Here is a 24,243-nt window from a genome sequence, read left to right as displayed (position 1 = left end):
CGTTAGGGTTGCCGATTCTGGCAGCCTTGAGGAGACCGTTGCATGCTCAATTACCTGTGGTTTTTTCTTGCGGCGCTGTTTGAAATCGCCGGCTGTTTCGCGTTCTGGATGTGGTTACGCCAGGGTAAAAGTGCCTGGTGGATTGTGCCTGCGTTACTCAGCCTGATGCTCTTTGCGGTGCTGTTGACCAAGGTTGAAGCGAACTACGCCGGCCGCGCCTACGCGGCTTACGGCGGTATTTACATCATTGCGTCCATCGGCTGGCTTGGCGTGGTCGAGCGGGTTCGTCCCTTGAGTTCAGACTGGCTGGGCGTTGCCCTTTGCGTGATCGGTGCGAGCATTATTCTGTTTGGCCCCCGCTTTTCCAGCGTCTGAAACCTTCCCGCGAACGAGGCAGATCAATCGCAGCAGACAGCCTCAATCAAACAGTTCTTTGGGTACATCGTGCTTGAGCATCAATTGGCATTGCTGGCTGTCCGGATCAAAGACAATCAGCGCCTGACCTTTGGTCAACGCCTGGCGAACCCGTAGCACGCGGGTTTCCAGCGGAGTTTCATCGCCATTGTCGGTGCCGTCACGGGTGACGAAGTCTTCGATCAGGCGGGTCAGGGTGTCGACTTCAAGTTGGTCGTAGGGAATCAGCATAGGTACCTCAGGTAAACAATCCTGGAGATGCTACTGGGCTTGGGGCCGCGCGGCCAGTAGGCGCAACTGTGTTGATCGGCTCATTGCGCTTTCCATTGCGTACCGTCGCGCATCAGGCCTTGCCGCGAATCAGTGTGCGCAAGGCAAAGCGATTCGGGTGACAGGCCTCGGCCACGCTTCTGGGCAGCGGCAGCGGTTCGTTGGTCAGCCACGCCGCCAGTAACTCCCCAGACAATGGGGCGGTGATCAACCCGCGAGAGCCATGGCCGCTGTTAACGTACAAACCGTCCAGCCAGGGGCAACGGATGTCGGGCACTTGCCGGGCGTCCTTGCTCAACGCGGCGTAGGTTTGAGCAAAGGCCTGGTGATCGGCCAATGGACCGACGATGGGTAAATAATCGGGGCTGGTGCAGCGAAAGGCCGCGCGGCCCTGAAGCTGCCCGGGGTCCAGTTGCGCAGCGTGCAAGCGCTCAACCAGATCGCTCGATATCTCTTTGAGTAGCTCCAGATTACCCGCGTGCTCGGCTGTGGTCGGGGTCAGGTCATCGCTCTTGAAATCGAAGCTGGCGCCCAGGGTGTGCTCGCCCAGCCGGGCAGGGGCGACATAACCTTCGGCGCAGACCACAGTTGCCAGGCTCGCGCTTTCTGACGTTTGTGCCAGGCGGGTGATCTGTCCGCGAATACGTTTGAGCGGCAGTTGGCTGCTTGCCGGGAAGCGCTTGATCTCGGCAGCACCGGCCAAAATCACCACCGGGGCTGAAGCCAACAATGTTGAACCGCTCCAGGCTTGCCATTGATCATCGATCTTGCGCAGTTCCAACGCATCGTGATGCGTCAGCAATTCAATCGTCGGGTGCGTCGCTTGCCACTGACACAAAGCGGGTGGGTGAACCCACCCGCCTTCGGGGAAAAACAGGCCACCATGCTCAAGACCAATACCCGCCTGAGCTTGCGCTTGCGGCTGATCCAGCAGGTGTAACAGGTCCGGAGAAAAAGCGGCCGCAAGCTGCGCCTGGCGCTCTGCTTCCTTGACGTTGAAGGCCAGTTGCAGCACACCGCAGCCGTCCCAATCGATACCGCGATGCAGGTGTTCGAGCAGGCGTCGGGTGTAGCCGAAACCACTGACGATCAACTGTGACAATGCCGTGCCGTGCGCCGACAGTTTCAGGTACAGCACCCCTTGCGGATTGCCTGAGGCTTCCTGGGCCAGCTCGCCATGGCGCTCCAGCAGGCTGACGTGCCAGCCGCGCGCAGCAAGGCTCGCAGCGCTGGCGCAACCGGCCAGTCCGCCACCGATGACCAAGGCTCGACGTTCGCTAACGAGCGGGTCAGGACGGGCGAACCACGGCTTGCCAGCGGCAGGCAGAGGCACGTCTTGCGGCCAGCCGAGGAATTCGCCCCGCAGGATTTCCCATTTGTGACCGATGCCCGGTGTGCGGCGCATTTTGAAACCGGCCGCATTGAGCAGGCGTCGTACCCAGCCGGTGCTGGTAAAGGTGCTGATGGTCGAGCCAGGCGCGGCCAGCCGGGCGAGTTCGGCAAACAGTTCGGGGGTCCACATGTCCGGGTTCTTCGCCGGGGCGAAGCCGTCGAGAAACCAGGCATCGATCTGTGCGTCAAGTTGTGGCAGTTGCTCCAGCGCATCACCGATCAGCAAGGTCAGGGTCACGCGCCCGCCACCGAGCACCAGGCGCTGGAAGCCCTGATGGATAGCGACATATTGCTCCAGGAGCTGATCGGCAAAAAGCTTGAGCCCAGGCCAAAGGGCAAGGGCGCGTTGCAGGTCGGGGTGGCTGAGCGGGTATTTCTCCACGCTGACGAAATGCAGCCGCGCACCGGCCACAGCCTGTTGCTCGAACAACTGCCAGGCGCAGAGAAAATTCAGCCCGGTGCCGAAACCGGTTTCCCCGATCACCAGTCGCCCATCGGCCGGTAATGCGGCAAAGCGCTCGCTCAAGCGATTCTGTTCGATGAACACATAGCGGGTTTCTTCAAGGCCCGACTGATCGGAGAAATACACGTCGTCAAACACGCGCGAGCGCGGACGGCCTTGGTCGTCCCAGTCAATCTGGGCGTGGGACATTTCAGTGGTCATGTTTGGCTCGGCAACGGCAAGGTGGCCATTCTAGCTGATCGCTGCACCCGGAATCGGTCCATGGCAGCGCCTGCTGCATTGCTCAGACAAAGCGCTGCCCAATCCGCTAGTCTTGCTCAAACCTGGAAGGGAGCCGCCCCATGTTCGAATCCGCTGAAATCGGTCACGCCATCGACAAAGAAACCTTTGAGGCCGAAGTGCCGGCCCTGCGTGAAGCCTTGATCGAAGCCCAGTTCGAACTGCGACAGCAAGGGCGCTTCCCGGTCATCGTGTTGATCAACGGCATCGAAGGCGCTGGCAAGGGCGAGACGGTCAAATTGCTCAACGAATGGATGGACCCGCGGTTTATCGAGGTTCGCACGTTCGATCAGCAGACCGATGAAGAGCTGGCCCGCCCACCGGCCTGGCGCTACTGGCGGATGCTGCCGGCCAAGGGGCGGATGGGGATTTTCTTTGGCAACTGGTACAGCCAGATGTTGCAGGGCCGGGTTCATGGCCTGTTCAAGGACGCGGTGCTGGACCAGGCGATCAACCAGGCCGAGCGGTTTGAAAAAATGCTCTGCGATGAAGGCGCGCTGATCTTCAAGTTCTGGTTTCACCTGTCCAGGAAACAGATGAAAACCCGCCTCAAGGTCTTGCAGGATGATCCGCTGCACAGCTGGCGTATCAGCCCGCTGGACTGGCAGCAATCGCAAACCTACGACAGGTTTGTGCGCTTCGGCGAACGGGTGCTGCGTCGCACCAGCCGTGATTACGCGCCCTGGCATGTGATCGAAGGTGTCGACGCGCATTATCGTAGCCTGACGGTAGGCAAGATCCTGCTCGAAGGTCTGCAAAGCGCCCTGCGCCGACCCAAGGTCAAACCGGATACGGTGAACGCCGCGCCACTGACGGGTAGCGTCGATCAGCTGAGTCTGCTCGGCAGCCTGGACATGACCCTGAACCTGGATAAGGACGACTACGAAGAGCAACTGATCACCGAGCAGGCGCGGTTCTCTGGTTTGATGCGTGACAAACGCATGCGCAGACACGCGCTGGTGGCGGTGTTCGAGGGCAATGATGCGGCGGGCAAGGGCGGGGCGATCCGGCGAGTGGCGGCGGCCCTCGATCCGCGTCAATACAGCATCGTGCCGATCGCCGCACCGACAGAAGAAGAACGCGCTCAACCGTATCTCTGGCGGTTCTGGCGGCATATTCCGGCGCGGGGAAAATTCACCGTGTTCGACCGCTCCTGGTATGGCCGGGTGCTGGTGGAGCGGATCGAAGGCTATTGCAGCCGTGCCGACTGGATGCGCGCTTATGCCGAGATCAATGACTTCGAAGAGCAGATCAGTGATTCCGGCGTGATCGTGGTGAAGTTCTGGCTGGCCATCGACAAACAAACCCAGCTGGAGCGTTTCCAGGACCGCGAAGAAATTCCCTTCAAACGCTTCAAGATCACCGAGGACGACTGGCGCAACCGCGAAAAATGGGATGACTACCGCGTCGCCGTCTGTGACATGGTCGACCGTACCAGCACCGAGATTTCACCCTGGACGCTGGTGGAGGCCAACGACAAACGCTGGGCCCGGGTCAAGGTGTTGCGCACCATCAATCGGGCGCTGGAGGAGGCCTTCGAGAAGTCCGACAAACACGACAGGAAGGCGAAAAAGGACAACAAGTAAGCCGATGGTTGCGCATACGCGAGGTGAATGATTGTCGCAGTCGGTAATAGGGTGGATTTATGCTGATTCCATCCCTGACCGACAACAATGAGGTATGCCATGCGTGAAGTGGTGATCGTCGATAGCGTGCGGACTGGCCTGGCCAAATCCTTTCGTGGCAAGTTCAACCAGACTCGTCCTGATGACATGGCTGCCCATTGCGTCAATGCGCTGCTGACCCGCAATGGCATCGACCCGGCCAGTGTCGAGGATTGCATCGTTGGCGCCGGTTCCAACGAAGCGGCCCAGGGTTTCAACATCGGCCGCAATGTCGCGGTGTTATCGAAACTGGGCACCGGCACGGCAGGCATGACCCTCAACCGTTTTTGCTCTTCGGGTATGCAGGCGATTGCCATTGCCGCCAACCAGATTGCCTCCGGTTGCAGCGACATCATCATCGCCGGTGGCGTGGAGTCCATCAGCCTGACCATGAACCGCGTCAACACCGACAATCTGATCAACCCGTTACTCAAGGAGCAGGTGCCGGGTATTTATTTTCCCATGGGCCAGACCGCCGAAATCGTCGCCCGCCGCTATGACGTCAGCCGTGAAGAGCAGGACCTCTACGCCCTGCAAAGTCAGCAACGCACCGCTCAGGCCCAGGCCGCCGGGCTGTTCTGCGATGAAATCGTGCCAATGGCGGTGAAATACGCAGTCGAAGACAAAACCACCGGCCAGGTGCAGATCCTGGAAGGTATCGTCGACCGTGATGACTGCAATCGCCCTGATACTACCTTGCAAAGTCTGGCCGGGTTGAAGCCGGTGTTTGCCGAAGACGGCTCGGTGACCGCGGGCAACTCCTCGCAGCTGTCCGATGGCGCGTCGATGACCCTGGTGATGAGCCTGGAAAAAGCCCTGGAACTGGGCCTCAAACCCCGTGCGTTCTTTCGTGGTTTCGCCGTCGCCGGTTGTGAGCCGGACGAGATGGGCATCGGCCCGGTGTTTTCGGTGCCCAAATTGCTCAAGCTCAAGGGTTTGCAGGTGGCCGATATCGACCTCTGGGAGCTCAATGAAGCCTTCGCCTCGCAGTGCCTGTACAGCCGCAATCGGCTGGAAATCGATAACGATAAATACAACGTCAACGGCGGCTCGATCTCCATCGGCCACCCGTTCGGCATGACCGGTTCGCGCCAGGTCGGGCACCTGGTGCGCGAGCTGCAACGGCGCAACCTGCGTTACGGCATCGTGACCATGTGCGTCGGTGGCGGGATGGGCGCGACAGGGTTGTTTGAAGCGGTGCGTTAAACCAGAAATGCGGGCCAGATGATCGTTCCCACGCGCAGCAAAGGAATGCCGCGCTGGACCCTCTGCGTCCGCTTCAACTTCTCTGTCGCTGTGCAGATCGCCTTCGCGGGGACATTGGTGGCATATCGCCAACTTCAGGTTGCGACCTGTACAGTCTCATTAGCGGCCGGTTCCAAACTGTAACTGTGTGGCGGGGCGATCCAGGCCTAGAATGATTTTCTCGCGGTCTGGTTTTGGGGGCTCCATGCACATTTCGTCCGGTCGCTGGGTTTATGGATTGTTCCTCGCCTCGCTGACCGCGCTGCTGTGGGGGATCTTGCCGATCAAACTCAAGCAAGTGCTGCTGGTGATGGACCCGGTCACGGTGACCTGGTATCGACTGATGGTGTCCGGTGGTTTTCTGTTCATTTATCTGGCTGCAGTCAAGCGTTTGCCAAGCTTGCGAGTGCTCGGCCCACGGGGCGGCTGGCTGTTGTTGATGGCGGTCCTGGGGCTTGTGGGCAACTACGTGCTGTACCTGATGGGCCTGAATCTGCTCAGTTCCGGTACCGCGCAGTTGGTGGTGCAGATGGGGCCGATCCTGCTGCTGATCGCCAGCCTGTTTGTTTTCAAGGAGCGCTTCAGCCTTGGGCAAGGCATTGGACTGCTGGTGCTATTGATCGGCTTCGGGCTGTTTTTCAATCAGCGTTTGAGTGAACTGCTGACGTCTTTGAGTGAATACACCGCTGGCGTCTTGCTGGTTCTGGCGGCGTCGGCGGTCTGGACCTTTTATGCCCTGGGTCAGAAGCAATTGCTCACGGTGTGGAATTCTTTCCAGATCATGATGGTGATCTACCTGTTTTGCGCGTTATTGCTGATGCCGTGGGTGCATCCGCTGGAGGCGCTGCAACTGAGCCCGCTGCAAGGCTGGCTGCTGCTCGGTTGCTGTTTGAATACGCTGATCGCCTATGGCGCATTTGCCGAAGCTTTGGCGCATTGGGAGGCCTCTCGGGTCAGTGCGACGCTGGCGATCACGCCGCTGGTGACCTTCGCTGCGGTGGCACTGGCTGCCAGGCTCTGGCCTGAATATGTGTATGCCGAGCAAATCAATGGTCTGGGTTATGGTGGTGCAGTGCTGGTGGTGTTTGGCTCGGCACTGGTAGCCCTCGGGCCATCGTTGATGGCCGGGCTAAAGGCCCGGCGGGTGCGGATGGCGGCGGGGTGATTGATTCAGCGCATTTCCTGTGGCGAGGCTGCTCTCTACCGTACAGCCACCTTCGATACCTTCACCACCGTCGGCTTGAGCACCAGCCACAATGCCGCGGCGATCAACACCCCGCCATACAGATGGGCCATGGACAATGGTTCATCGAGGAACAGCGCGCCCCACAACACGCCGAAGGGCGGGATCATGAAGGTCACGGTCATTGATTTGACCGGGCCAATCGAGCTGAGCAAGCGGAAGTACAGGATGTAGGCAAAGGCTGTGCAGACCAGCCCCAACCCCAGCAGCGACAACCAGACACTCCAGCCCCCCCAGCTTGCCGGTGGCTGGCTGATGGCGCTGTAACCGAACAGCGGCAACAGGAACAGCGTCGCGCCAAGCATGCTGCCCAACGCCGAGAGACGACTGTCGAGCCCGCCTTGCTGATCGAGCCAGCGACGGGCGAGGAAACCGGCGAAGCCGTAACAGGTGGTCGCGAGGAGGCAGGCAAGGGCGCCCATCAGCAGTTCCATGTCGAAGGCCACGGGACCTGCACGGGTCAGAATGCCGACCCCGAACAGCCCAAGGCAGACACCGGCAATCTTCGCCGGGGTGAGCTTTTCGCTGAAGAACACACCACCAATCAACACGCCCATCAGCGGCGTCGTTGCATTGAAAATCGCCGAGTAACCGGCCGGCAGCACTTGCGCGGCTACCGAATACATCGTTGCCGGAATCCCCGAGTTAATCACCCCGAGCAACAGCACGGTCTTGAACTTGCCGCGAAAATCCCAACTGACGCGCATCAGCGCCAGGATCACCAGCAACCCGGTGGCGGCAATCGATACGCGGAAAAAGGCAGTGGGGATTGTGCCAATCACTGGGGCGATGATGCGCATGAACAGAAAACTTGCGCCCCAGATGGCGGCAAGCAGCAGCAAGCGCAGTATATCGACGGGGTTCACGGCTTGTTCCTTACTGAATTGGCGCGCAAGTGTCGCCGCAGGTGCGATGCATGGCAATGGTTGCTTTGCGTAACAATTGGCCTCTAAGCTCAGCTTCCAACGATAAGAAACATTCCCAGAGGTCTTTCTATGCCGCAGCAATGGCCAGCCGGCGACATCGCCCGAATGATCCTCGATGGCTTCGACGATTACCGCGAGCATTTCCGCCAGATCACCGACGGTGCCCGGGCGCGTTTCGAGCAGGCGCAATGGCAGGAGGCGCAGATCGCCTCAGCGGGGCGGATCAACCTCTATGAAGCGAAAGTCAGTGAAGTAGTCGGTCGGCTGCATGAGGCCTTCGATGCCGAGGCGCTGCTGGATGTCACGTTCTGGCCGCTGGTGAAAAGCGCTTACATCAGCCTGATCGACCTGCGCTTTGACGATGAGCTGTCCGAGACCTGGTACAACTCGACCTTCTGCGGACTGTTCAGCCATGACCTGATCAGCGACGGCTGCATGTTCATCCATACCACGCGGCCAAGCCTGCGCCGGGCCCGTGCTGCGCAAACCCGTACTTATAAGCCTGAGGGCGAACTGTCGAGCATGCTCGAGCAGATCTTCGGCGACTTCAGCTTCAGCGAGGCCTATGCCGATTTGCCTGGCGACCTGCGTCGGCACGAAGCCCAGTTGCGCGAGAACCTGCCGGACTGGGTCTGCAAGGACCCGCAGCTGAGCGTCGAGCTGTTTTCCTCGGTGCTGTACCGCAACAAGGGCGCGTATCTGGTGGGGCGCATCTACACCCAGGATGACCAATGGCCGTTGGTGATTGCGCTGCTGCACCGTGAAGGCCACGGGATTCAGATCGATGCGCTGATCACCGATGAAGCCGATGTGTCGATCATCTTTTCCTTTACCCGTTCGTATTTCATGGTCGATGTGCCGGTGCCAGCCGAGTTCATTGGCTTCCTCAAGCGCATCCTGCCGGGCAAGAACATCGCCGAGCTCTACACCTCGATCGGTTTCTACAAGCACGGCAAGTCCGAATTCTATCGCTCACTGATCAATCACCTGGCCAACACCGACGATCAGTTCATCATGGCCCCGGGTGTGCGCGGCATGGTCATGAGCGTGTTTACCCTGCCGGGGTTCAACACCGTATTCAAAATCATCAAGGACCGATTCTCGCCATCGAAGAACGTCGACCGCGCGACGGTGATCGAGAAGTATCGTCTGGTGAAAAGCGTCGACCGGGTAGGGCGCATGGCCGATACCCAGGAGTTTGCCGATTTCCGTTTTCCGCTGAGCAAGTTCGACCCGGCCTGCCTGGCAGAATTGCTGGAAGTGGCGGCCAAAACGGTGGAGGTCCATGGCGACACAGTGCTTATCCGTCACTGCTGGACCGAGCGACGCATGACGCCGTTGAACCTCTATCTGGAAAATGCCAACGAAGCGCAGGTTCGCGAGGCGCTGGAAGATTACGGCCTGGCGATCAAACAATTGGCGGCGGCTAATATCTTCCCCGGCGACATGCTGCTGAAGAACTTCGGCGTTACCCGTCACGGCCGCGTGGTGTTCTATGACTACGACGAAATCTGTTTTCTGACTGAAGCCAACTTCCGCCACATTCCGGCCCCACGCACGCCGGAAGATGAAATGGCCTCGGAACCGTGGTACTCGATCGGGCCGCTGGATGTGTTTCCGGAAGAGTTCCCACCGTTCCTGTTCGCCGATTCCGGGCAGCGACGGTTGTTTGATCAACTGCATGGCGAGCTGTACAACGCCGATTACTGGAAAGGCCTGCAAGCGGACATTCGCGCCGGCAAGGTGATCGACGTGTTCCCCTATCGGCGCAAGGCGCTGGATAACGAATAGCCCCATCAGATCGTTCCCATGCTCCGCGTGGGAATGCCTCAATGGACGCTCTTGGGACGCGGAGCGTCCCGGGCTGCATTCCCACGTGGAGCGTGGGAACGATCAGGCACCCGCAATCCACACCAAATCTGCGACAATCGGCCCCCTGCACCACTAGACGACTTTTGCGTACCTGATGACTGACGAATTGCCCGCTATCGACCAACTGCTGAAAAACCTCGATCACGCCATGCTTGCCGACCGTCACCGGCTGCGGCGGCAGTTGCTTGAGCTGCGCAAAAAACCTGACGAGGACAAGCTGGCCCAGTGGGTCGCGCGTATGCAGGCGTCCTGTGAACGGGTCGTGGCGCGGCGTGCCAGCCTGCCGCTGATTCGTTATGACGACAGCCTGCCGATTGCCGCCAAGCGTGACGAAATCAAAGAGGCGCTGCTCAAGCACCAGGTGCTGATCATCGCCGGCGAAACCGGCTCGGGTAAAACCACCCAGTTGCCGAAAATCTGCCTGGAAATCGGGCGCGGTCAGTACGGCCTGATCGGCCATACCCAGCCACGCCGTATCGCCGCTCGTAGCGTCGCCAGCCGGGTTGCTGAAGAGCTGGCGACACCGCTGGGTGCGCTGGTCGGTTATCAGGTGCGATTCGAAGATCAGAGCGATTCGAACACCCTGATCAAACTGATGACCGACGGCATTCTGTTGGCCGAAACCCAGAACGACCGTTACCTCGAGCGCTACGACACGATCATCGTCGACGAAGCCCACGAACGCAGCCTGAACATCGACTTCCTGCTCGGTTACCTGAAAACCCTGCTGCCGCGTCGCCCGGACCTGAAAGTCATCATCACCTCAGCGACCATCGACCTGGAGCGATTCTCCAAACACTTCAATGACGCGCCGATTGTCGAAGTCTCCGGCCGAACCTTCCCGGTGGACACCTGGTATCGCCCGCTAACGCTGGAGCAGGACGAAGAGGGTAACCGCGTCGAAGACGACTTGACGGTGGATCAGGCGATCCTCGCGAGCCTCGACGAAATCGCCGCGTATGAACGCAGCGAACGCCGCAGCCCTGGCGATGTGTTGGTGTTCTTGCCCGGCGAGCGGGAAATTCGCGACGCCGCAGACATGCTGCGCAAGGCCCAGCTCAAACACACCGAAATCCTGCCGCTGTACGCACGGCTGTCACCAGCCGAGCAGCAGCGAATTTTCCAGTCTCACCCGGGGCGTCGTGTAGTGCTGGCGACCAACGTTGCGGAGACCTCGCTGACGGTGCCGGGCATCCGCTACGTGATCGACAGTGGCACCGCGCGAATCAGCCGCTACAGCTACCGCGCCAAGGTGCAACGTCTGCCGATCGAAGCCATCTCCCAGGCCAGCGCCAACCAGCGTAAAGGTCGTTGCGGACGGGTCGAGCCGGGCATTTGCATTCGTTTGTACGCTGAAGAAGACTTTATCGGACGGCCGGAATTTACCGATCCGGAAATCCTGCGCACCAACCTGGCGGCCGTGATCCTGCAGATGCTGCATCTGCGCTTGGGCGAGATCACCGATTTCCCGTTTATCGAACCGCCGGATGGCAAGGCCATCAGCGACGGATTCAACCTGCTGCAAGAGCTGTCGGCGGTCGATCGCGAAAGCCAGTTGACACCGCTGGGTCGGCAACTGGCGCGCCTGCCGGTGGACCCGCGCATGGGCCGTATGCTGCTGGAAGCCGCCAAGTTGGGCAGTTTGCAGGAAGTCCTGATCGTCGCCAGTGCCATGTCGATCCAGGACCCGCGCGAGCGCCCACCGGAGCGTCAACAAGCCGCCGATCAGGCCCACGCGCAGTGGAAAGACGTGGACTCGGACTTCGCCGGTCTGGTCAATCTGTGGCGTGGCTTTGAAGAGCAGCGCCTGGCCCTGACTGCCAGTCCGCTGCGCAATTGGTGCCGCAAGAACTTCCTCAATTACCTGCGTCTGCGCGAATGGCGCGATTCCCATCGGCAGCTGAGTCTGATCTGCCGCGACATGCAGCTGAGCCTTAATAAAGAACCGGCGGATTACCCGAAACTGCACAAAGCCGTGCTGTCCGGTTTGCTCAGCCAGATCGGTCAGAAGACCGAAGACGGCGATTACCTCGGTGCCCGCCAACGACGCTTCTGGATTCACCCTTCATCGGGGCTTGGGAAAAAGCGCCCGCAATGGCTGATGACCGCAGAACTGGTGGAAACCACCAAGCTTTACGCGCGGATGGTGGCGAAGATCGAACCTGACTGGATCGAACCGCTGGCCGGGCACTTGATCAAGAAGAACCACTTCGAACCCCATTGGGAGAAGAAGCGCGGGCAGGTTGTCGCCTTCGAACAAATCACTTTGTTCGGGCTGATCGTGGTTGGCCGGCGGCCGGTGCATTACGGGCCGATCGAGCCAGTACTGTCCCGTGAGCTGTTTATTCGTGAAGGCCTGGTACGCGGGGAAATCCAGTCCCGAGCCAGGTGCCTGACCGCCAACACGCAACTGCTCGAGCAACTCGACGAATTGGAGGCCAAGGCGCGCCGCCGCGACATCCTGGCTGACGAAGAAACCCTGTTCGCGTTCTACGATGCGCGGCTGCCAGCCGATATCCACCAGACTGCGACGTTCGACAGCTGGTATCGCATCCACAGCCAGAAAGACCCGCAGTTGCTGGTCATGCGCGAAGAAGACGTGTTGGCCCGCGAGGCCAGTGAAGTGACCGCTGCGCATTATCCGGACACCTTGCATTTGGGTGATCTGGCGTTGGCCTTGAGCTACCACTTCGAGCCCAACCATCCACGTGACGGCGTGACCTTGCGGGTGCCGGCGCCATTGCTGCCGGCACTGCCGTCCGAGCGCCTGGAATGGCTGGTGCCGGGAGTGATCGAAGCCAAGTGCATCGCACTGGTGCGCAACTTGCCCAAGGCGCTGCGCAAGAATTTTGTGCCAGTACCGGACTTCGTCAAAGCCGCGTTGCAGCGCATCACCTTTGCCGACGGCTCACTGCCTCACGCGTTGGGACGTGAATTGCTGCGCATGACCGGTGCGCGGGTCAGCGACGAAGCCTGGGCCGAATCGGCTCAGCAGGTTGAAGGCCATCTGCGGATGAACCTGGAGATTGTCGACGGTCAGGGCAAGTTCCTTGGCGAAGGTCGTGACCTGGCCGAGTTGACCGCGCGTTTCGCCGAGGCCAGCCAGGCCGCGCTGGCCGTGCCGCAAACAGCGAAAAGCCAGCAGCCGGTGGAGGCCAGGGTCTTCGCCGCGGTGGCCGAAAAAACCCAACAGAAGATCGCCGGGTTGTCGATGACGGTTTATCCGGCGCTGGTGGAAGAGGGCGGTACGGTCAAGGAAGGACGATTCTCCACCGCCGCCGAGGCCGAGTTCCAGCATCGCCGGGCTTTACAGCGCTTGTTGATGCAGCAACTGGCCGAGCCGGCGAAATTCCTGCGCGGAAAATTACCGGGAATGACCGAGCTGGGTTTGCTGTACCGCGAGCTGGGGCGTATCGAAAGCCTGGTGGAAGACATCCTGTTGGCCAGCCTCGATAGCTGCATTCTCGACGGCGAAGCCAACCTGCCGCGCGATGGCGCCGGGCTGGCTGCGTTGGCTGAACGCAAGCGTGGCGCCTGGACCGAGCACGCCGAGCGGTTGGCGAAACTGACGCTGGAGACGCTCAAGCTCTGGCACGGTCTGCAAAAGCGCTTCAAAGGCAAGATCGACCTGGCGCAGGCGGTGGCCCTCAATGACATCAAGCAACAATTGAGTCAGCTGGTGTATCCAGGCTTTGTCCGCGAAACGCCGGCTGTTTGGCTTAAGGAACTGCCACGTTTCCTCAAAGCCATCGAGTTGCGCCTTGAGAAACTGCCAAGCCAGGTGCAAAAGGATCGGGTCTGGAGTACCGAACTGGCCGGGTTGTGGACGCAATACCAGGCGCGGGCCAACAAACACGCCCAGGAAGGCAAGCGCGATCCGCAGCTGGAGCTGTATCGCTGGTGGTTGGAGGAGTACCGGGTTTCGTTGTTTGCCCAACAATTGGGGACCAGGGTACCAATCTCCGACAAGCGTTTAAGCAAGCCGTGCTCCTACAGGCATGCCGCTGAGTTTGTGGCAGGCGTTTCATCCTGCAAAAAGGGGCCAAATGCCTGCGGTTATGGCAAACTTCGCAGTCATAAACGCCGGCCCCGCAGATTTGAGCCTTCGCAGCCTGGGCTGATTGGAATAAAGCGACGCAAGGTTTCATCCCCTCTGACGGGATCAGACCCTTTACGTGTTGGTACGTCAGTGCCAATGCTTTCTGCCTGAACAGATTAGAGATATGAGCATGCATAACGTCGTCATCAGCGGCACCGGCCTGTACACCCCGGCCAACAGCATCTCCAACGAAGAGCTGGTGCAGTCTTTCAATGCCTATGTACAGCAGTTCAATGTCGATAACGCCGCTGCCATCGAGCGCGGCGAAGTTCAGGCGCTGACCGAATCCAGTGCTGCCTTCATTGAAAAGGCTTCGGGGATCAAAAGCCGCTTCGTCATGGATAAGGAAGGCATCCTTGACCCGCAGCGCATGGCGCCGCGTCTGCCTGAGCGTTCCAACGACGAATGGTCGGTGCTATGCCAAATGGCCGTCGGTGCCGCCGAGCAAGCCTTGCAGCGCGCCGGCAAGACCGCCGCCGACATCGACGGCGTTATCGTTGCTTGCTCGAACCTGCAACGGGCCTACCCGGCCATCGCCATCGAAGTCCAGGAGGCGCTGGGTATTCAGGGGTTCGGATTTGACATGAACGTGGCCTGCTCCTCGGCGACCTTTGGCATCCAGGCCGCCGCTAACAGTGTCCAGCTCGGCCAGGCCCGGGCGATTCTGATGGTCAACCCGGAAGTCTGCACCGGCCACTTGAACTTCCGCGACCGCGACAGCCACTTCATTTTTGGCGACGCCGCGACGGCAGTGATCATCGAGCGTGCCGATCTGGCAACGTCGCCGTACCAGTTCGATGTTGTCGGCACCAAACTGCTGACCAGGTTCTCCAACAACATCCGCAATAATTTCGGCTTCCTCAACCGCGCAGCCGAAGAGGGCGTCGGTGCTCCCGACAAGCTGTTCGTGCAGGAAGGTCGCAAGGTTTTCCGTGACGTCTGCCCGATGGTGGCAGAGCTGATCGCCACCCACCTGGAAGAGAACACGCTCAGCGTCAGCGACGTGAAGCGCTTCTGGTTGCACCAGGCCAACCTCAGCATGAACCACCTGATCGTCAAGAAACTGCTGGGCCGTGAAGCCTCGGTCGAAGAAGCCCCGGTAATTCTCGACACCTACGCCAATACCAGCTCGGCAGGGTCGGTGATTGCATTCCACAAGAATCAGGACGATTTGCCGAGCGGCTCGCTGGCGGTGCTCAGCTCGTTTGGCGCGGGTTACTCGATTGGTAGCGTGATTCTGCGTAAGCGTTGATTTGTGTGAGGCGGGGGCAAGCCCCCCTCGCCACAAAAGCTCGCTTCCTACGGGAGTCATGGTTTATGGCACGAGGCATGAATGGCCGCAGCTGACGACACGCAACTGCTCGAACGCTTGCTGGTGGGTGAGCAGCGGGCTTACAAGGAATTGGTCAACACTTACCAGAGCGCCATGCGCGCTGTGGCCTATGCCATTGTCGGCAACCGCCATGCCGACGAAGTGGTGCAGGACGCCTGGCTGTCGGTCGTGCGTAACCTGGCCGGGTTTCAGGGGCGTTCGAGCCTCAAGACCTGGCTGCTGACCATCACCGCCAACTCTGCAAAAAGCCGTTACAAACAAAACCGTCGGGAAGTCCTGCTGGATGATTTACCGTCGCCCCACGGCACGATTGGGGATGAGCGGTTTTCCCCAGGTGACGGTCACTGGCTAGTGGCTCCGTTCGCTTGGCACGAGGACACGCCCGATGCCCTGCTCACCGAAAATGAGCTGCGCGAGTGCCTGGAACATACCTTGCTGAGCCTCTCTGAACTGCAAAGCAGTGTGTTGCTGCTGCGCGAGCGCCAAGGCCTGGAGTTGGAAGAGATCTGTAATCTTCTGGAGATTTCGCTCTCCAATGTTCGTGTGCTGCTGCATCGGGCACGGCTGAAAGTCTTCGCTACGGTGGAGCATTTTGAGGAAACCGGCGAATGTTGACCTGTCAGGAACAAGTGGCGCGTTCCAGTGATTACCTCGATGGCCAGTTGAGCTTTCGTGAGCGTTTGATGGTGCGCCATCATTTGATGTTTTGCCCCAACTGCCGGCGCTTTATTCGTCAGATGCGCTTGATGCAGGCCACCTTGCGCGTGATGCCTGAACCTCCCGTCCCCGATGTTGACGACCTGGCCAAACGTCTGGCCGAAGAACGCAAAAGCAACCAATAGCCACTGCCGCAGGCGGCTACGAGGATGGCGATACAACCGACGCCGCTTTCTTGCGTCGTGCTTTTCTGGAATTGGGCGGCACCGCCTACAAGGATTGGAAATACCAGATCAACTACGACTTCTCCCATAACTCGGGGACTGCGAACGACGGTTACTTCGACGAAGCGTCGATTTCCTGCGTCGGCTTCAAGCCGGTCACCTTCCGCGCCGGCCGTTTCGACGAAGACTTCGGTCTGGAAACTGACAAAATCACCAACAACGACGGTGATGACAGCGGCGATGCACTTGTAGCTCGTGTGCAGTACGTGTTCCAAGCAAGGCTTAAAACCGAAACCGGCTCTTTCTCATCCGTTAAAGCTCCTTTCGTTTTGACCTCGCCTCGACGGGGTATTTTTATTTCGGCCGCAGCGGAGATGGGCGATACTCGGCGCGTCTGTGAGTCATGATCGTCGGGGAATGTGATGCCGTTACAACGTTTGGAGAGTCTGTCCGCAATCGCCTCTCAAGAATGGGATGCGCTGGTGCCCGACGGTCAGCCGTTCTTGCGACATGCCTTCCTCAGTGCACTGGAAGACAGTGGCAGCCTTGGTCCGCACTCCGGTTGGCAACCCGAGCATTTACTGCATGTTGAGGGCGGTCGATTACTTGCTGCATTGCCCAGTTACCGAAAATGGCACTCTTACGGCGAATACGTGTTCGACCATGGGTGGGCCGATGCCTGTGAGCGCGCCGGGATCGAGTATTACCCAAAGCTTTTGACTGCCGTGCCGTTCAGTCCGGTGAGCGGGCCGCGTCTGTTGGCCGCCAATGCACAGGATGGCTTCGAGTTGCTGAAAAGCCTGCCGGGGTATCTGGAAATCGAAGGGCTCTCCAGTGCTCATATAAATTTCACCGACCCGTTCACCGATGCCGCGCTGGCCGAGCAGCCGGGTTGGCTGCAACGTGTCGGCTGTCAGTACCACTGGCAAAACCGTGGTTACCGGGATTTCCAGGACTTTCTCGACGCCTTGAGTTCGCGCAAACGCAAGCAGATGCGCAAGGAGCGCGAGCAGGTCGCAGGGCAGGGCATTGAGTTTGAATGGCTCGAAGGACGGCAACTTGATCAAGCGCAGTGGGACTTCGTTTATGCCTGCTATGCCAATACCTACGCAATACGCCGGCAGGCGCCGTACCTGACTCGGGATTTTTTCAGTCTGCTGGCCGAACGCATGCCCGAAGCCATTCGCGTGGTGCTGGCCAAACAAGGTTCACGGCCAGTGGCTATGGCGTTCAGTCTGGTGGGTGGCGACAGTTTTTACGGTCGCTATTGGGGCTGCCTGGCGGAGTTCGACCGCCTGCATTTCGAGACGTGCTTTTATCAAGGCATGGATTACGCGATTGCCAACGGTTTTCAACGGTTCGATGCCGGAGCTCAGGGGGAGCACAAGTTGATTCGTGGTTTCGAACCGGTGATCACCCATTCCTGGCACTACCTGAGGCATCCGGGTTTGAAGGCGGCGGTGAAGGACTTCCTGCAACAGGAGCGACTCGGCGTGCTGGCGTATGCCGAGGAAGCGAGAACCGCCTTGCCGTATAGGCAAGACTGATCCTCGCTGATCCCTGGATCAGCGGTCTTCCTTGCCCAACCAGCGCCAGGTCACGCCGTCAATGACCGCACCGAGGATCGGCGCCAGCCAGAACATCCACAGTTGCTGAATCGTTTATCGCGAGCAAGCCCGCTCCCACAGGGTCAGCGTCAATCACGCAGCTCAATCGATACCGACAAACCCACCGGTCTGGTGCTGCCACAACCGCGCATACAAACCGCCGTGGGCGAGCAGTTCGCTGTGGCTGCCGGTTTCGGCGATCCGGCCTTTTTCCAGCACCACCAAACGGTCCATTCGGGCAATGGTGGAGAGCCGGTGGGCGATGGCGATCACGGTTTTACCTTCCATCAGGGTTTCCAGGCTTTCCTGAATGGCCGCTTCGACTTCAGAGTCCAGCGCCGAGGTGGCTTCGTCCATGATCAGTATCGGCGCGTCCTTGAGCAGCACCCGGGCAATGGCGATCCGTTGGCGTTGACCACCGGAGAGTTTCACGCCGCGCTCACCGACGTGGGCGTCGAAACCGGTACGGCCCTGGGCATCGGAAAGATGTGGGATGAACTCGTCGGCACGGGCCTTGCGCACCGCTTCCCAGAGTTCTTCATCGGTGGCGTCGGGCTTGCCATAGAGCAGGTTGTCGCGGATCGAGCGGTGCAGCAGCGAGGTGTCCTGGGTGATCATGCCGATTCGCTCGCGCAGGCTTTCCTGGGCCACTTCGGCGATGTTCTGGCCATCGATCAGAATTCGTCCGCCTTGCAGGTCGTAAAGACGCAGCAGCAGGTTGACCAGGGTCGATTTGCCCGCGCCAGAGGGGCCGATCAAGCCGATTTTTTCGCCGGGTTTGATCGTCAGGTTGAGGTCGCTGATGATTCCGCTTTTCTTGCCGTAGTGGAAATCGACGTGATCGAAACGGACTTCGCCGCGTGCCACTTCCAGGCGCGGGGCCTGTTCGCGGTCGGTCACGCTGACGGGTTGGGCGATGGTTTGCAGGCCGTCCTGGACCATGCCGATGTTTTCGAAGATGCCATTGACCACCCACATGATCCATCCGGACATGTTGACGATGCGAATCACCAGGCCGGTGGCCAGCGCGATGGCGCCGACCGAGATCAGCGACTGGGTCCACAACCACAGGGCCAGGCCCGTGGTGCAGACGATCAACAGGCCGTTCATGCCGGTGATGACCACGTCCATGCTGGTGACGACGCGACCGGCCAGCTGGGACTTTTCCGTTTGCTCTTCGATGGCTTCGCGGGCGTACTGTTGTTCGTAGTGGGTGTGGGCGAACAATTTGAGCGTGGTGATATTGGTGTAACCGTCGACGATCCGTCCCATCAGCTTCGAGCGAGCGTCGGAGGACACCACCGAGCGCTGTTTGACCCGCGGCACGAAATAGCACAGCGCGCCGATGTAGCAGGCGATCCAGCTCAGCAACGGGATCATCAGGCGCCAGTCGGCCTCGGCGAACAGCACCAGCGAACTGATGGCGTAGATCAGCACGTGCCACAATGCGTCCACCGCTTGCACGGCTGAGTCGCGCAGGGAGTTGCCGGTCTGCATGATCCGCTGGGCGATGCGCCCGGCGAAATCGTTCTGAAAGAAGTTGAGGCTTTGTTTGAGCACGTAGCTGTGGTTCTGCCAGCGAATCATGCTGGTCATGCCGGGGCTGAGGGTCTGGTGCACCAGCAGGTCGTGCAGACCGACGAAGAACGGACGCAGGATGAGGGCGACCACCGCCATCCAGATCAGCTCGATGCCGTGAATCTTGAAGAAGTCGATATTCGGCGTGCCTTGGGCCAGATCGATGATCCGGCTCAGGTAACTGAACAGTGCGACTTCGATCAGCGCACCGAACAGGCCGACGATGAGCAGGGCGGCAAAACTTGGCCAGACCTGACGCAGGTAATAAACGTAAAAGGGTAGAACCGTGTTCGGCGGAGCCGCTGTCGGAGCGTCGCGGAAAATATCGATCAGTTGTTCAAAACGACGATAGAGCATTGGTTCTAACGCCCGCCAGGCGGGCTCTCCTTTCTAAAATGTGAACGGCACTTCAAAAGAACTGCCGCTCAAGACTCCTGTGTAGCTTAGTCGATGCGCTTGGCCGACTTTATCAACACGGGGTCGGCTGGCACATTCTGCATGCCGTTTTTGGTGGTGGTCTGGGAGTTGACGATGATGTCCACCACGTCCATGCCTTTGACCACTTTGGCGAATACCGCGTAACCGGCATCACGGCCCGGGTCGAGGAAGGCGTTGTCGGCGACGTTGATGAAGAATTGGCTGGTGGCCGAATCCGGGTTCGAGGTGCGAGCCATCGACAGGGTGCCGCGTACGTTATGCAAGCCGTTGCTGGCTTCGTTCTTGATCGGCGCCTTGGTGTCTTTTTGCTGCATCTGCGCGGTGAAACCGCCGCCCTGGGCCATGAAGCCCGGAATCACTCGGTGGAAAATGGTGTTGTTGTAGAAGCCGCTATCGACGTACTCAAGGAAGTTTTTGGTACTGATCGGAGCCTTGGCCGGGTCCAATTCGATTTCGATCTGGCCATTGGTGGTCTCCAGCAAAACGTGCGGCGCCTTGGCAGGTGTGGCGGCCATCAGGTTAGCGGCAAACAGAGCGGAGCCGGCGAGGAGGGCGATTTTCTTTAGCATGGGTCAGTGATCCTGGGTGGTGGTGTCAACTGCGGTTAGAAACTCGAGCAGGGTTTGGTTGAAGCGTTCTGGTTGATCCAGTGGGGTCGCGTGGCGGGAATCGGCGATCACCACCAGCCGCGCATTGGGCAACAGTTTTACATAGGCCTCTTTCAGCGCGACCGGCGTGTAGTCACGGTCGGCGCTGACGATCAGGGTTGGACAGATAATACGGGAAAGTCGTTCCTGCACGCCCCAGCCGATGATTGCATCGAAGCTGGCGAGATAAGCACGTTTGTCGTTTTTTGCCCAGCGCTGGGCTATTTTTCTACGCAGCCCGGCTTGTTCCGGTTTGGGGAAAAGCTTCGCGCCCAGCGCCGTGCCGATGGCGCTCATGCTCACGAGTCGCATCAGGCTCCAGCGCTTGAACCACTGCCAATACTCATCCGGCGTCTGCAGTTTTACCTGGGGTGCGCTGTTGACGATACACAGGCTCTTGAGCAACTGCGGCTGGTCCACCGCCAGCTGAAAGCCAATCATGCCGCCCATGGACAGCCCGACCACATGGGCGGGGCCCAGGTTCAAGTGCTCGATCAGGGCGATCAGGTCGGCGCTGAAGCCGGCAATGCTGTAGCGCTCGAGGGGCTTGTCGGAGCGACCATGGCCACGAGCATCCGGGACGATCACCCGGTAGCGAGCCGCCAGCGCGGGGATCTGATCCTCCCAATCCAAGGCGCTTGAGCCCAGCCCGTGTAGCAGTAGCACGGGTTCGCCGTGACCATATTCTTCGTAGTGCAGGGTGCAACCTTCATGTTCGAAATAGGCCATGGCGGAACTCCTGTTCGGTCTACCGGGTTTCAGGCTTGTTGTGGGGCGGCGAAGGGCGCATCCAGCGGCGCGGTGTCAAAGGTGCGCAGCAGTTCGATGAGAATCTGCGTGGCCGGGCCCAGCGGTTTGTCTTTATTGGAGTACAGATAGAACGTGGGGTGACGACTGCCGCCCTGGTCCAACGGTAGCAGCTTGAGCAGGCCTTCCTTGAGTTCACGTTCAATCAGGTGCCGTGGCAACCAGGCGAACCCCAGGCCGCTGCCGACGAAGGTCGCGGCGGTGGCCAGGCTGCCGACGGTCCAGCGCTGTTCGGCGCCGAGCCAGCCGACGTCCCGCGGTTGCTGGCGGCCAGAGTCGCGGATCACCACTTGCAACTGGCTTTCCAGGTCCTGAAAATTCAACTCGCGGTTCAGCCGATGCAGTGGGTGTTCCGGGTGAGCCACGGCGACGAATTCCACTGCACTCATTTCTGTGCCCAGGTAACCGGGAATGCTGAAGCCACTGATGGCCAGGTCGGCGACGCCTTCGAGCAGCACCTCTTCGACCCCGGACAGCACTTCTTCGCGCAAGCGCACGCGGCAGCCACGGCTTTGCGGCATGAACGCCGTCAGAGCGCGCACCAAACGGGCATTCGGGTAAGCGGCATCGACCACCAGCCGCACTTCAGCTTCCCAGCCTTGCTCCATGTGGTGCGCCAGGTCCTCAAGCTGGCTGGCTTGTTTGACCAGTTGCCGGGAACGGCGCAACAACACGCCACCGGCTTCGGTCAGCACGGCTTTGCGGCCGTCGATACGCAAGAGGGGTACGCCGAGCTGGTCCTGCATGCGCGCCACGGTATAGCTGACGGAGGATTGTGAGCGGTGCAGCGCTTCGGCTGCCTGGGCAAAGCCACCGTGGTCGACCACGGCCTGCAGTGTCCGCCATTGATCAAGGGTAACGCGGGGCGCTTTCAAGATGAGCTCCTCTTGTCCTAAGCTGGCTGTCCATATTGGAGACTGCCGAATGAGAAAAATCTGTTTCGTGTTGCTGGCGATGCTGCCGCTCAGTGCGTTTGCCTACCCTATCGATGTCGAGAAGCAGCTCAATGGTTTGAGCGTTGACTACACCACTTACGCAACCGACTACGACATGGGGGCCATCACCCTGAACAACTACGGCACGGTGCCGGTGGAATGCTCGGTGGTGTTTCGCAATGGTCCGGAGTCACCGCGCACACGACGGGTCATTGTGGAGGCCGGTAAACGCAGTGATGTCTCGGCCAGGTTCAACCGCAAGATCATCAAGCTGCGGATTGCACTCAGCTGTACGCCGCCCAAGTGAGGCAGCACGGAGCAGGTCTGCCGGGCATGCTCCGCTTATAAACGAATTTATAGATGGGTTATAGCAGTTATTTGCGCTTTTTCATCGATACGACTCTGTTTAATCTCCACTCCATCGACTTACAGCATTCACCGATGGAGGCTACAACCCATGTCCCGCGTACTGATCATCGAAAGCAGCGCTCGCCAGCAAGATTCGGTTTCACGCCAACTGACCCAAACCTTCATCAGCCAGTGGAAAACCGCTCACCCGGCTGACCAGATCACCATCCGTGATCTGGCGATCAACCCGGTTCCGCACCTGGATGCCAACCTGTTGGGCGGCTGGATGAAACCTGCCGAACAGCGCAACGAGATCGAACACGCCTCCCTTGAGCGCTCCAACCAATTGACCGATGAGCTGCTGGCCGCCGACGTGTTGGTGATGGCCGCGCCTATGTACAACTTCGCCATCCCGAGCACGCTGAAAGCCTGGCTGGACCATGTGCTGCGTGCCGGCGTGACCTTCAAATACACCGAAACCGGCCCGCAAGGCCTGCTCACTGGCAAGCGTGCCTATGTGCTGACCGCTCGTGGCGGCATCTATGCCGGGAGCGCCGCCGATCACCAGGAACCCTACCTGCGTCAGGTCATGGCATTCATCGGGATCCACGACGTCGAGTTCATTCACGCCGAAGGCATGAACCTAGGGGGAGACTTCCACGAAAAAGGTCTGAACCAGGCTAACGCCAGGCTCGCCCAGGTCGCCTGAGGTGTTAATCACCGGATAATCGCCTGATGGTTTAGTAGCGCCATTGTGCACTCCCTTCAAGCCGGTTCGCGCATCGAACCTCCCTTTGCACTTGTTGCCCCTGAGTGCTCCTGCCCGATCGACGCCAATGCGAGATCGGGTTTTTTTTGTCTGTGATTTCACTGCCAGTCGCAAAACCGCTATCGTCGCCGCCATTCGAGACGAGGCGCGTATGGGCTATCTACTTTTTGTCACGCTGATTCAGGCGTTTTCCTTCAGTTTGATCGGTGAATACCTGGCCGGCCATGTCGACAGTTACTTTGCGGTGCTGGTGCGCGTGCTGCTGGCCGGGCTGGTGTTCATTCCCTTGACCCGCTGGCGGCAGGTTGAACCGGCCTTCATGCGCGGGATGCTGTTGATCGGCGCGTTGCAGTTTGGCGTGACCTACGTCTGCCTGTACCTGAGCTTTCGCGTGTTGACGGTGCCGGAGGTATTGCTGTTCACCATTCTTACACCGCTGCACGTGACGCTGATCGAAGATGCGCTGAATCGCCGCTTCAATCTCTGGGCACTGGTGGCGGCATTGGTCGCGGTGCTCGGCGCGGCGGTGATCCGCTATGACCGGATCAATCCGGACTTCTTTATGGGCTTCTTGTTGCTGCAACTGGCTAATTTCACCTACGCCGCAGGGCAGGTGTTTTATAAGCATCTGGTAGCACGTTACCCGAGCGATCTGCCGCATTACCGGCGCTTTGGCTATTTCTATCTGGGAGCACTGGCAGTGGCGTTGCCGGCGTTTGTGCTGTTCGGCAAGGCGAATTTCCTGCCCGAGGCGCCGTTGCAATGGGGCGTGCTGGTGTTCCTTGGCCTGGTGAGTACGGCATTGGGCCTGTACTGGTGGAACAAGGGCGCGTGCCTGGTCAATGGCGGGACGCTGGCGGTGATGAACAACCTGCATGTGCCGGTGGGGCTGTTGATCAACCTGCTGATCTGGAATCAGCACGAAACGTTGGGGCGGTTATTCTTTGGTGGGCTGGTGATTCTGGGGGCGGTGTGGATTAGCCGATTCGGTGCGAGGCGTGCCGCAGGTTGCCCTTCGTAGAAGCGGGCAAGC

At 59.6% G+C, this 24,243-nt stretch carries 19 protein-coding genes and 3 pseudogenes; 14 read left to right on the top strand and 8 right to left on the bottom strand.

Annotated elements, in window-relative coordinates:
• The first annotated feature begins 42 nt into the window (after nt 1–42).
• Nucleotides 43–375, top strand: coding sequence for a YnfA family protein (locus tag AC07O1_RS21410; protein WP_494994611.1), 333 nt, complete (start codon nt 43–45; stop codon nt 373–375).
• A 42-nt stretch (nt 376–417) separates the two neighbouring features.
• Here the strand turns inward: AC07O1_RS21410 and AC07O1_RS21405 are convergent, their stop codons facing one another.
• Nucleotides 418–645: a YheU family protein gene (locus AC07O1_RS21405; RefSeq protein ID WP_419114996.1), complete on the bottom strand. Its 228-nt coding sequence runs from the start codon at nt 643–645 to the stop codon at nt 418–420.
• A gap of 112 nt (nt 646–757) precedes the next feature.
• Nucleotides 758–2,740: a bifunctional tRNA (5-methylaminomethyl-2-thiouridine)(34)-methyltransferase MnmC2/FAD-dependent 5-carboxymethylaminomethyl-2-thiouridine(34) oxidoreductase MnmC1 gene (gene mnmC, locus AC07O1_RS21400; RefSeq protein WP_495090027.1), complete on the bottom strand. Its 1,983-nt coding sequence runs from the start codon at nt 2,738–2,740 to the stop codon at nt 758–760.
• A 140-nt stretch (nt 2,741–2,880) separates the two neighbouring features.
• Here mnmC and pap point away from each other — a divergent pair, with 140 nt between their 5' ends.
• The 3 genes from pap (at nt 2,881) to AC07O1_RS21385 (ending at nt 6,892) form a co-directional block, all read left to right on the top strand.
• Nucleotides 2,881–4,404, top strand: a complete 1,524-nt coding sequence (gene pap / locus AC07O1_RS21395; RefSeq protein WP_495090026.1) for a polyphosphate:AMP phosphotransferase — start codon at nt 2,881–2,883, stop codon at nt 4,402–4,404.
• A 99-nt stretch (nt 4,405–4,503) separates the two neighbouring features.
• Nucleotides 4,504–5,688 carry a thiolase family protein gene (locus AC07O1_RS21390; protein WP_495090025.1) on the top strand — a complete coding sequence of 395 codons (1,185 nt, stop codon included), beginning with the start codon at nt 4,504–4,506 and terminating at the stop codon, nt 5,686–5,688.
• 244 nt (nt 5,689–5,932) lie between these two features.
• Nucleotides 5,933–6,892: a DMT family transporter gene (locus AC07O1_RS21385; protein ID WP_495090024.1), complete on the top strand. Its 960-nt coding sequence runs from the start codon at nt 5,933–5,935 to the stop codon at nt 6,890–6,892.
• Nucleotides 6,893–6,927: 35 nt separating this feature from the next.
• On the opposite strand, the gene AC07O1_RS21380 is transcribed toward AC07O1_RS21385, so the two are convergent.
• Nucleotides 6,928–7,836, bottom strand: coding sequence for a DMT family transporter (locus AC07O1_RS21380; RefSeq protein WP_494994616.1), 909 nt, complete (start codon nt 7,834–7,836; stop codon nt 6,928–6,930).
• Between the two features lie 129 nt (nt 7,837–7,965).
• Between AC07O1_RS21380 and aceK the strand changes: the two genes are divergently transcribed.
• The 7 genes and pseudogenes from aceK (at nt 7,966) to AC07O1_RS21345 (ending at nt 17,628) form a co-directional block, all read left to right on the top strand.
• Entirely contained in the window at nt 7,966–9,687 is a 1,722-nt protein-coding gene (gene aceK, locus AC07O1_RS21375) for a bifunctional isocitrate dehydrogenase kinase/phosphatase (RefSeq protein WP_495090023.1), read from the top strand.
• Between the two features lie 175 nt (nt 9,688–9,862).
• Nucleotides 9,863–13,771 (top strand): annotated as a pseudogene (gene hrpA, locus AC07O1_RS21370) (ATP-dependent RNA helicase HrpA); the annotation flags it as partial.
• Nucleotides 13,772–13,997: 226 nt separating this feature from the next.
• Nucleotides 13,998–15,119: a beta-ketoacyl-ACP synthase III gene (locus tag AC07O1_RS21365; protein WP_495090022.1), complete on the top strand. Its 1,122-nt coding sequence runs from the start codon at nt 13,998–14,000 to the stop codon at nt 15,117–15,119.
• Nucleotides 15,120–15,200: 81 nt separating this feature from the next.
• Complete coding sequence (locus tag AC07O1_RS21360) at nt 15,201–15,815, top strand: RNA polymerase sigma factor (protein ID WP_495011624.1); 615 nt, start codon at nt 15,201–15,203, stop codon at nt 15,813–15,815.
• On the top strand, nt 15,809–16,042 hold the full coding sequence (locus tag AC07O1_RS21355; RefSeq protein WP_495090021.1) for an anti-sigma factor family protein: 234 nt from the start codon (nt 15,809–15,811) through the stop codon (nt 16,040–16,042). Before AC07O1_RS21360 ends, AC07O1_RS21355 begins: the two co-directional genes overlap by 7 nt.
• A gap of 20 nt (nt 16,043–16,062) precedes the next feature.
• Nucleotides 16,063–16,281, top strand: a pseudogene (locus AC07O1_RS21350) (porin); the annotation flags it as partial.
• Between the two features lie 222 nt (nt 16,282–16,503).
• A complete protein-coding gene (locus AC07O1_RS21345) occupies nt 16,504–17,628 on the top strand; it encodes a GNAT family N-acetyltransferase (protein ID WP_495090020.1) in 1,125 nt (374 codons plus the stop codon).
• Between the two features lie 18 nt (nt 17,629–17,646).
• Here AC07O1_RS21345 and AC07O1_RS21340 read toward each other — a convergent pair.
• The 5 genes and pseudogenes from AC07O1_RS21340 to AC07O1_RS21320 form a co-directional block, all read right to left on the bottom strand.
• Nucleotides 17,647–17,739, bottom strand: a pseudogene (locus AC07O1_RS21340) (aquaporin); the annotation flags it as partial.
• A gap of 51 nt (nt 17,740–17,790) precedes the next feature.
• Nucleotides 17,791–19,623 (bottom strand): ABC transporter ATP-binding protein, encoded by a 1,833-nt coding sequence (locus tag AC07O1_RS21335; protein WP_495090019.1) that lies wholly within the window; start codon nt 19,621–19,623, stop codon nt 17,791–17,793.
• An 86-nt stretch (nt 19,624–19,709) separates the two neighbouring features.
• Entirely contained in the window at nt 19,710–20,273 is a 564-nt protein-coding gene (locus AC07O1_RS21330) for a peptidylprolyl isomerase (RefSeq protein WP_495090018.1), read from the bottom strand.
• A gap of 3 nt (nt 20,274–20,276) precedes the next feature.
• Nucleotides 20,277–21,080, bottom strand: coding sequence for an alpha/beta fold hydrolase (locus AC07O1_RS21325; protein ID WP_495090017.1), 804 nt, complete (start codon nt 21,078–21,080; stop codon nt 20,277–20,279).
• 29 nt (nt 21,081–21,109) lie between these two features.
• Nucleotides 21,110–22,033: a PA3225 family LysR-type transcriptional regulator gene (locus tag AC07O1_RS21320; protein ID WP_494994626.1), complete on the bottom strand. Its 924-nt coding sequence runs from the start codon at nt 22,031–22,033 to the stop codon at nt 21,110–21,112.
• 49 nt (nt 22,034–22,082) lie between these two features.
• Here AC07O1_RS21320 and AC07O1_RS21315 point away from each other — a divergent pair, with 49 nt between their 5' ends.
• The 3 genes from AC07O1_RS21315 (at nt 22,083) to AC07O1_RS21305 (ending at nt 24,231) form a co-directional block, all read left to right on the top strand.
• Complete coding sequence (locus tag AC07O1_RS21315; protein ID WP_495090016.1) at nt 22,083–22,400, top strand: 3-phosphoglycerate kinase; 318 nt, start codon at nt 22,083–22,085, stop codon at nt 22,398–22,400.
• A gap of 150 nt (nt 22,401–22,550) precedes the next feature.
• The gene (locus tag AC07O1_RS21310; protein ID WP_494994628.1) at nt 22,551–23,150 is read left to right on the top strand and encodes an FMN-dependent NADH-azoreductase; all 600 of its coding nucleotides are present in this window, start codon (nt 22,551–22,553) and stop codon (nt 23,148–23,150) included.
• Nucleotides 23,151–23,361: 211 nt separating this feature from the next.
• On the top strand, nt 23,362–24,231 hold the full coding sequence (locus AC07O1_RS21305) for a carboxylate/amino acid/amine transporter (protein WP_494994629.1): 870 nt from the start codon (nt 23,362–23,364) through the stop codon (nt 24,229–24,231).
• The last annotated feature ends 12 nt before the right edge of the window (nt 24,232–24,243 follow it).

This window comes from Pseudomonas sp. GW821-FHT07G10, from assembly GCF_059418545.1.
This window is presented reverse-complemented; position numbering and strand designations above follow the sequence as displayed.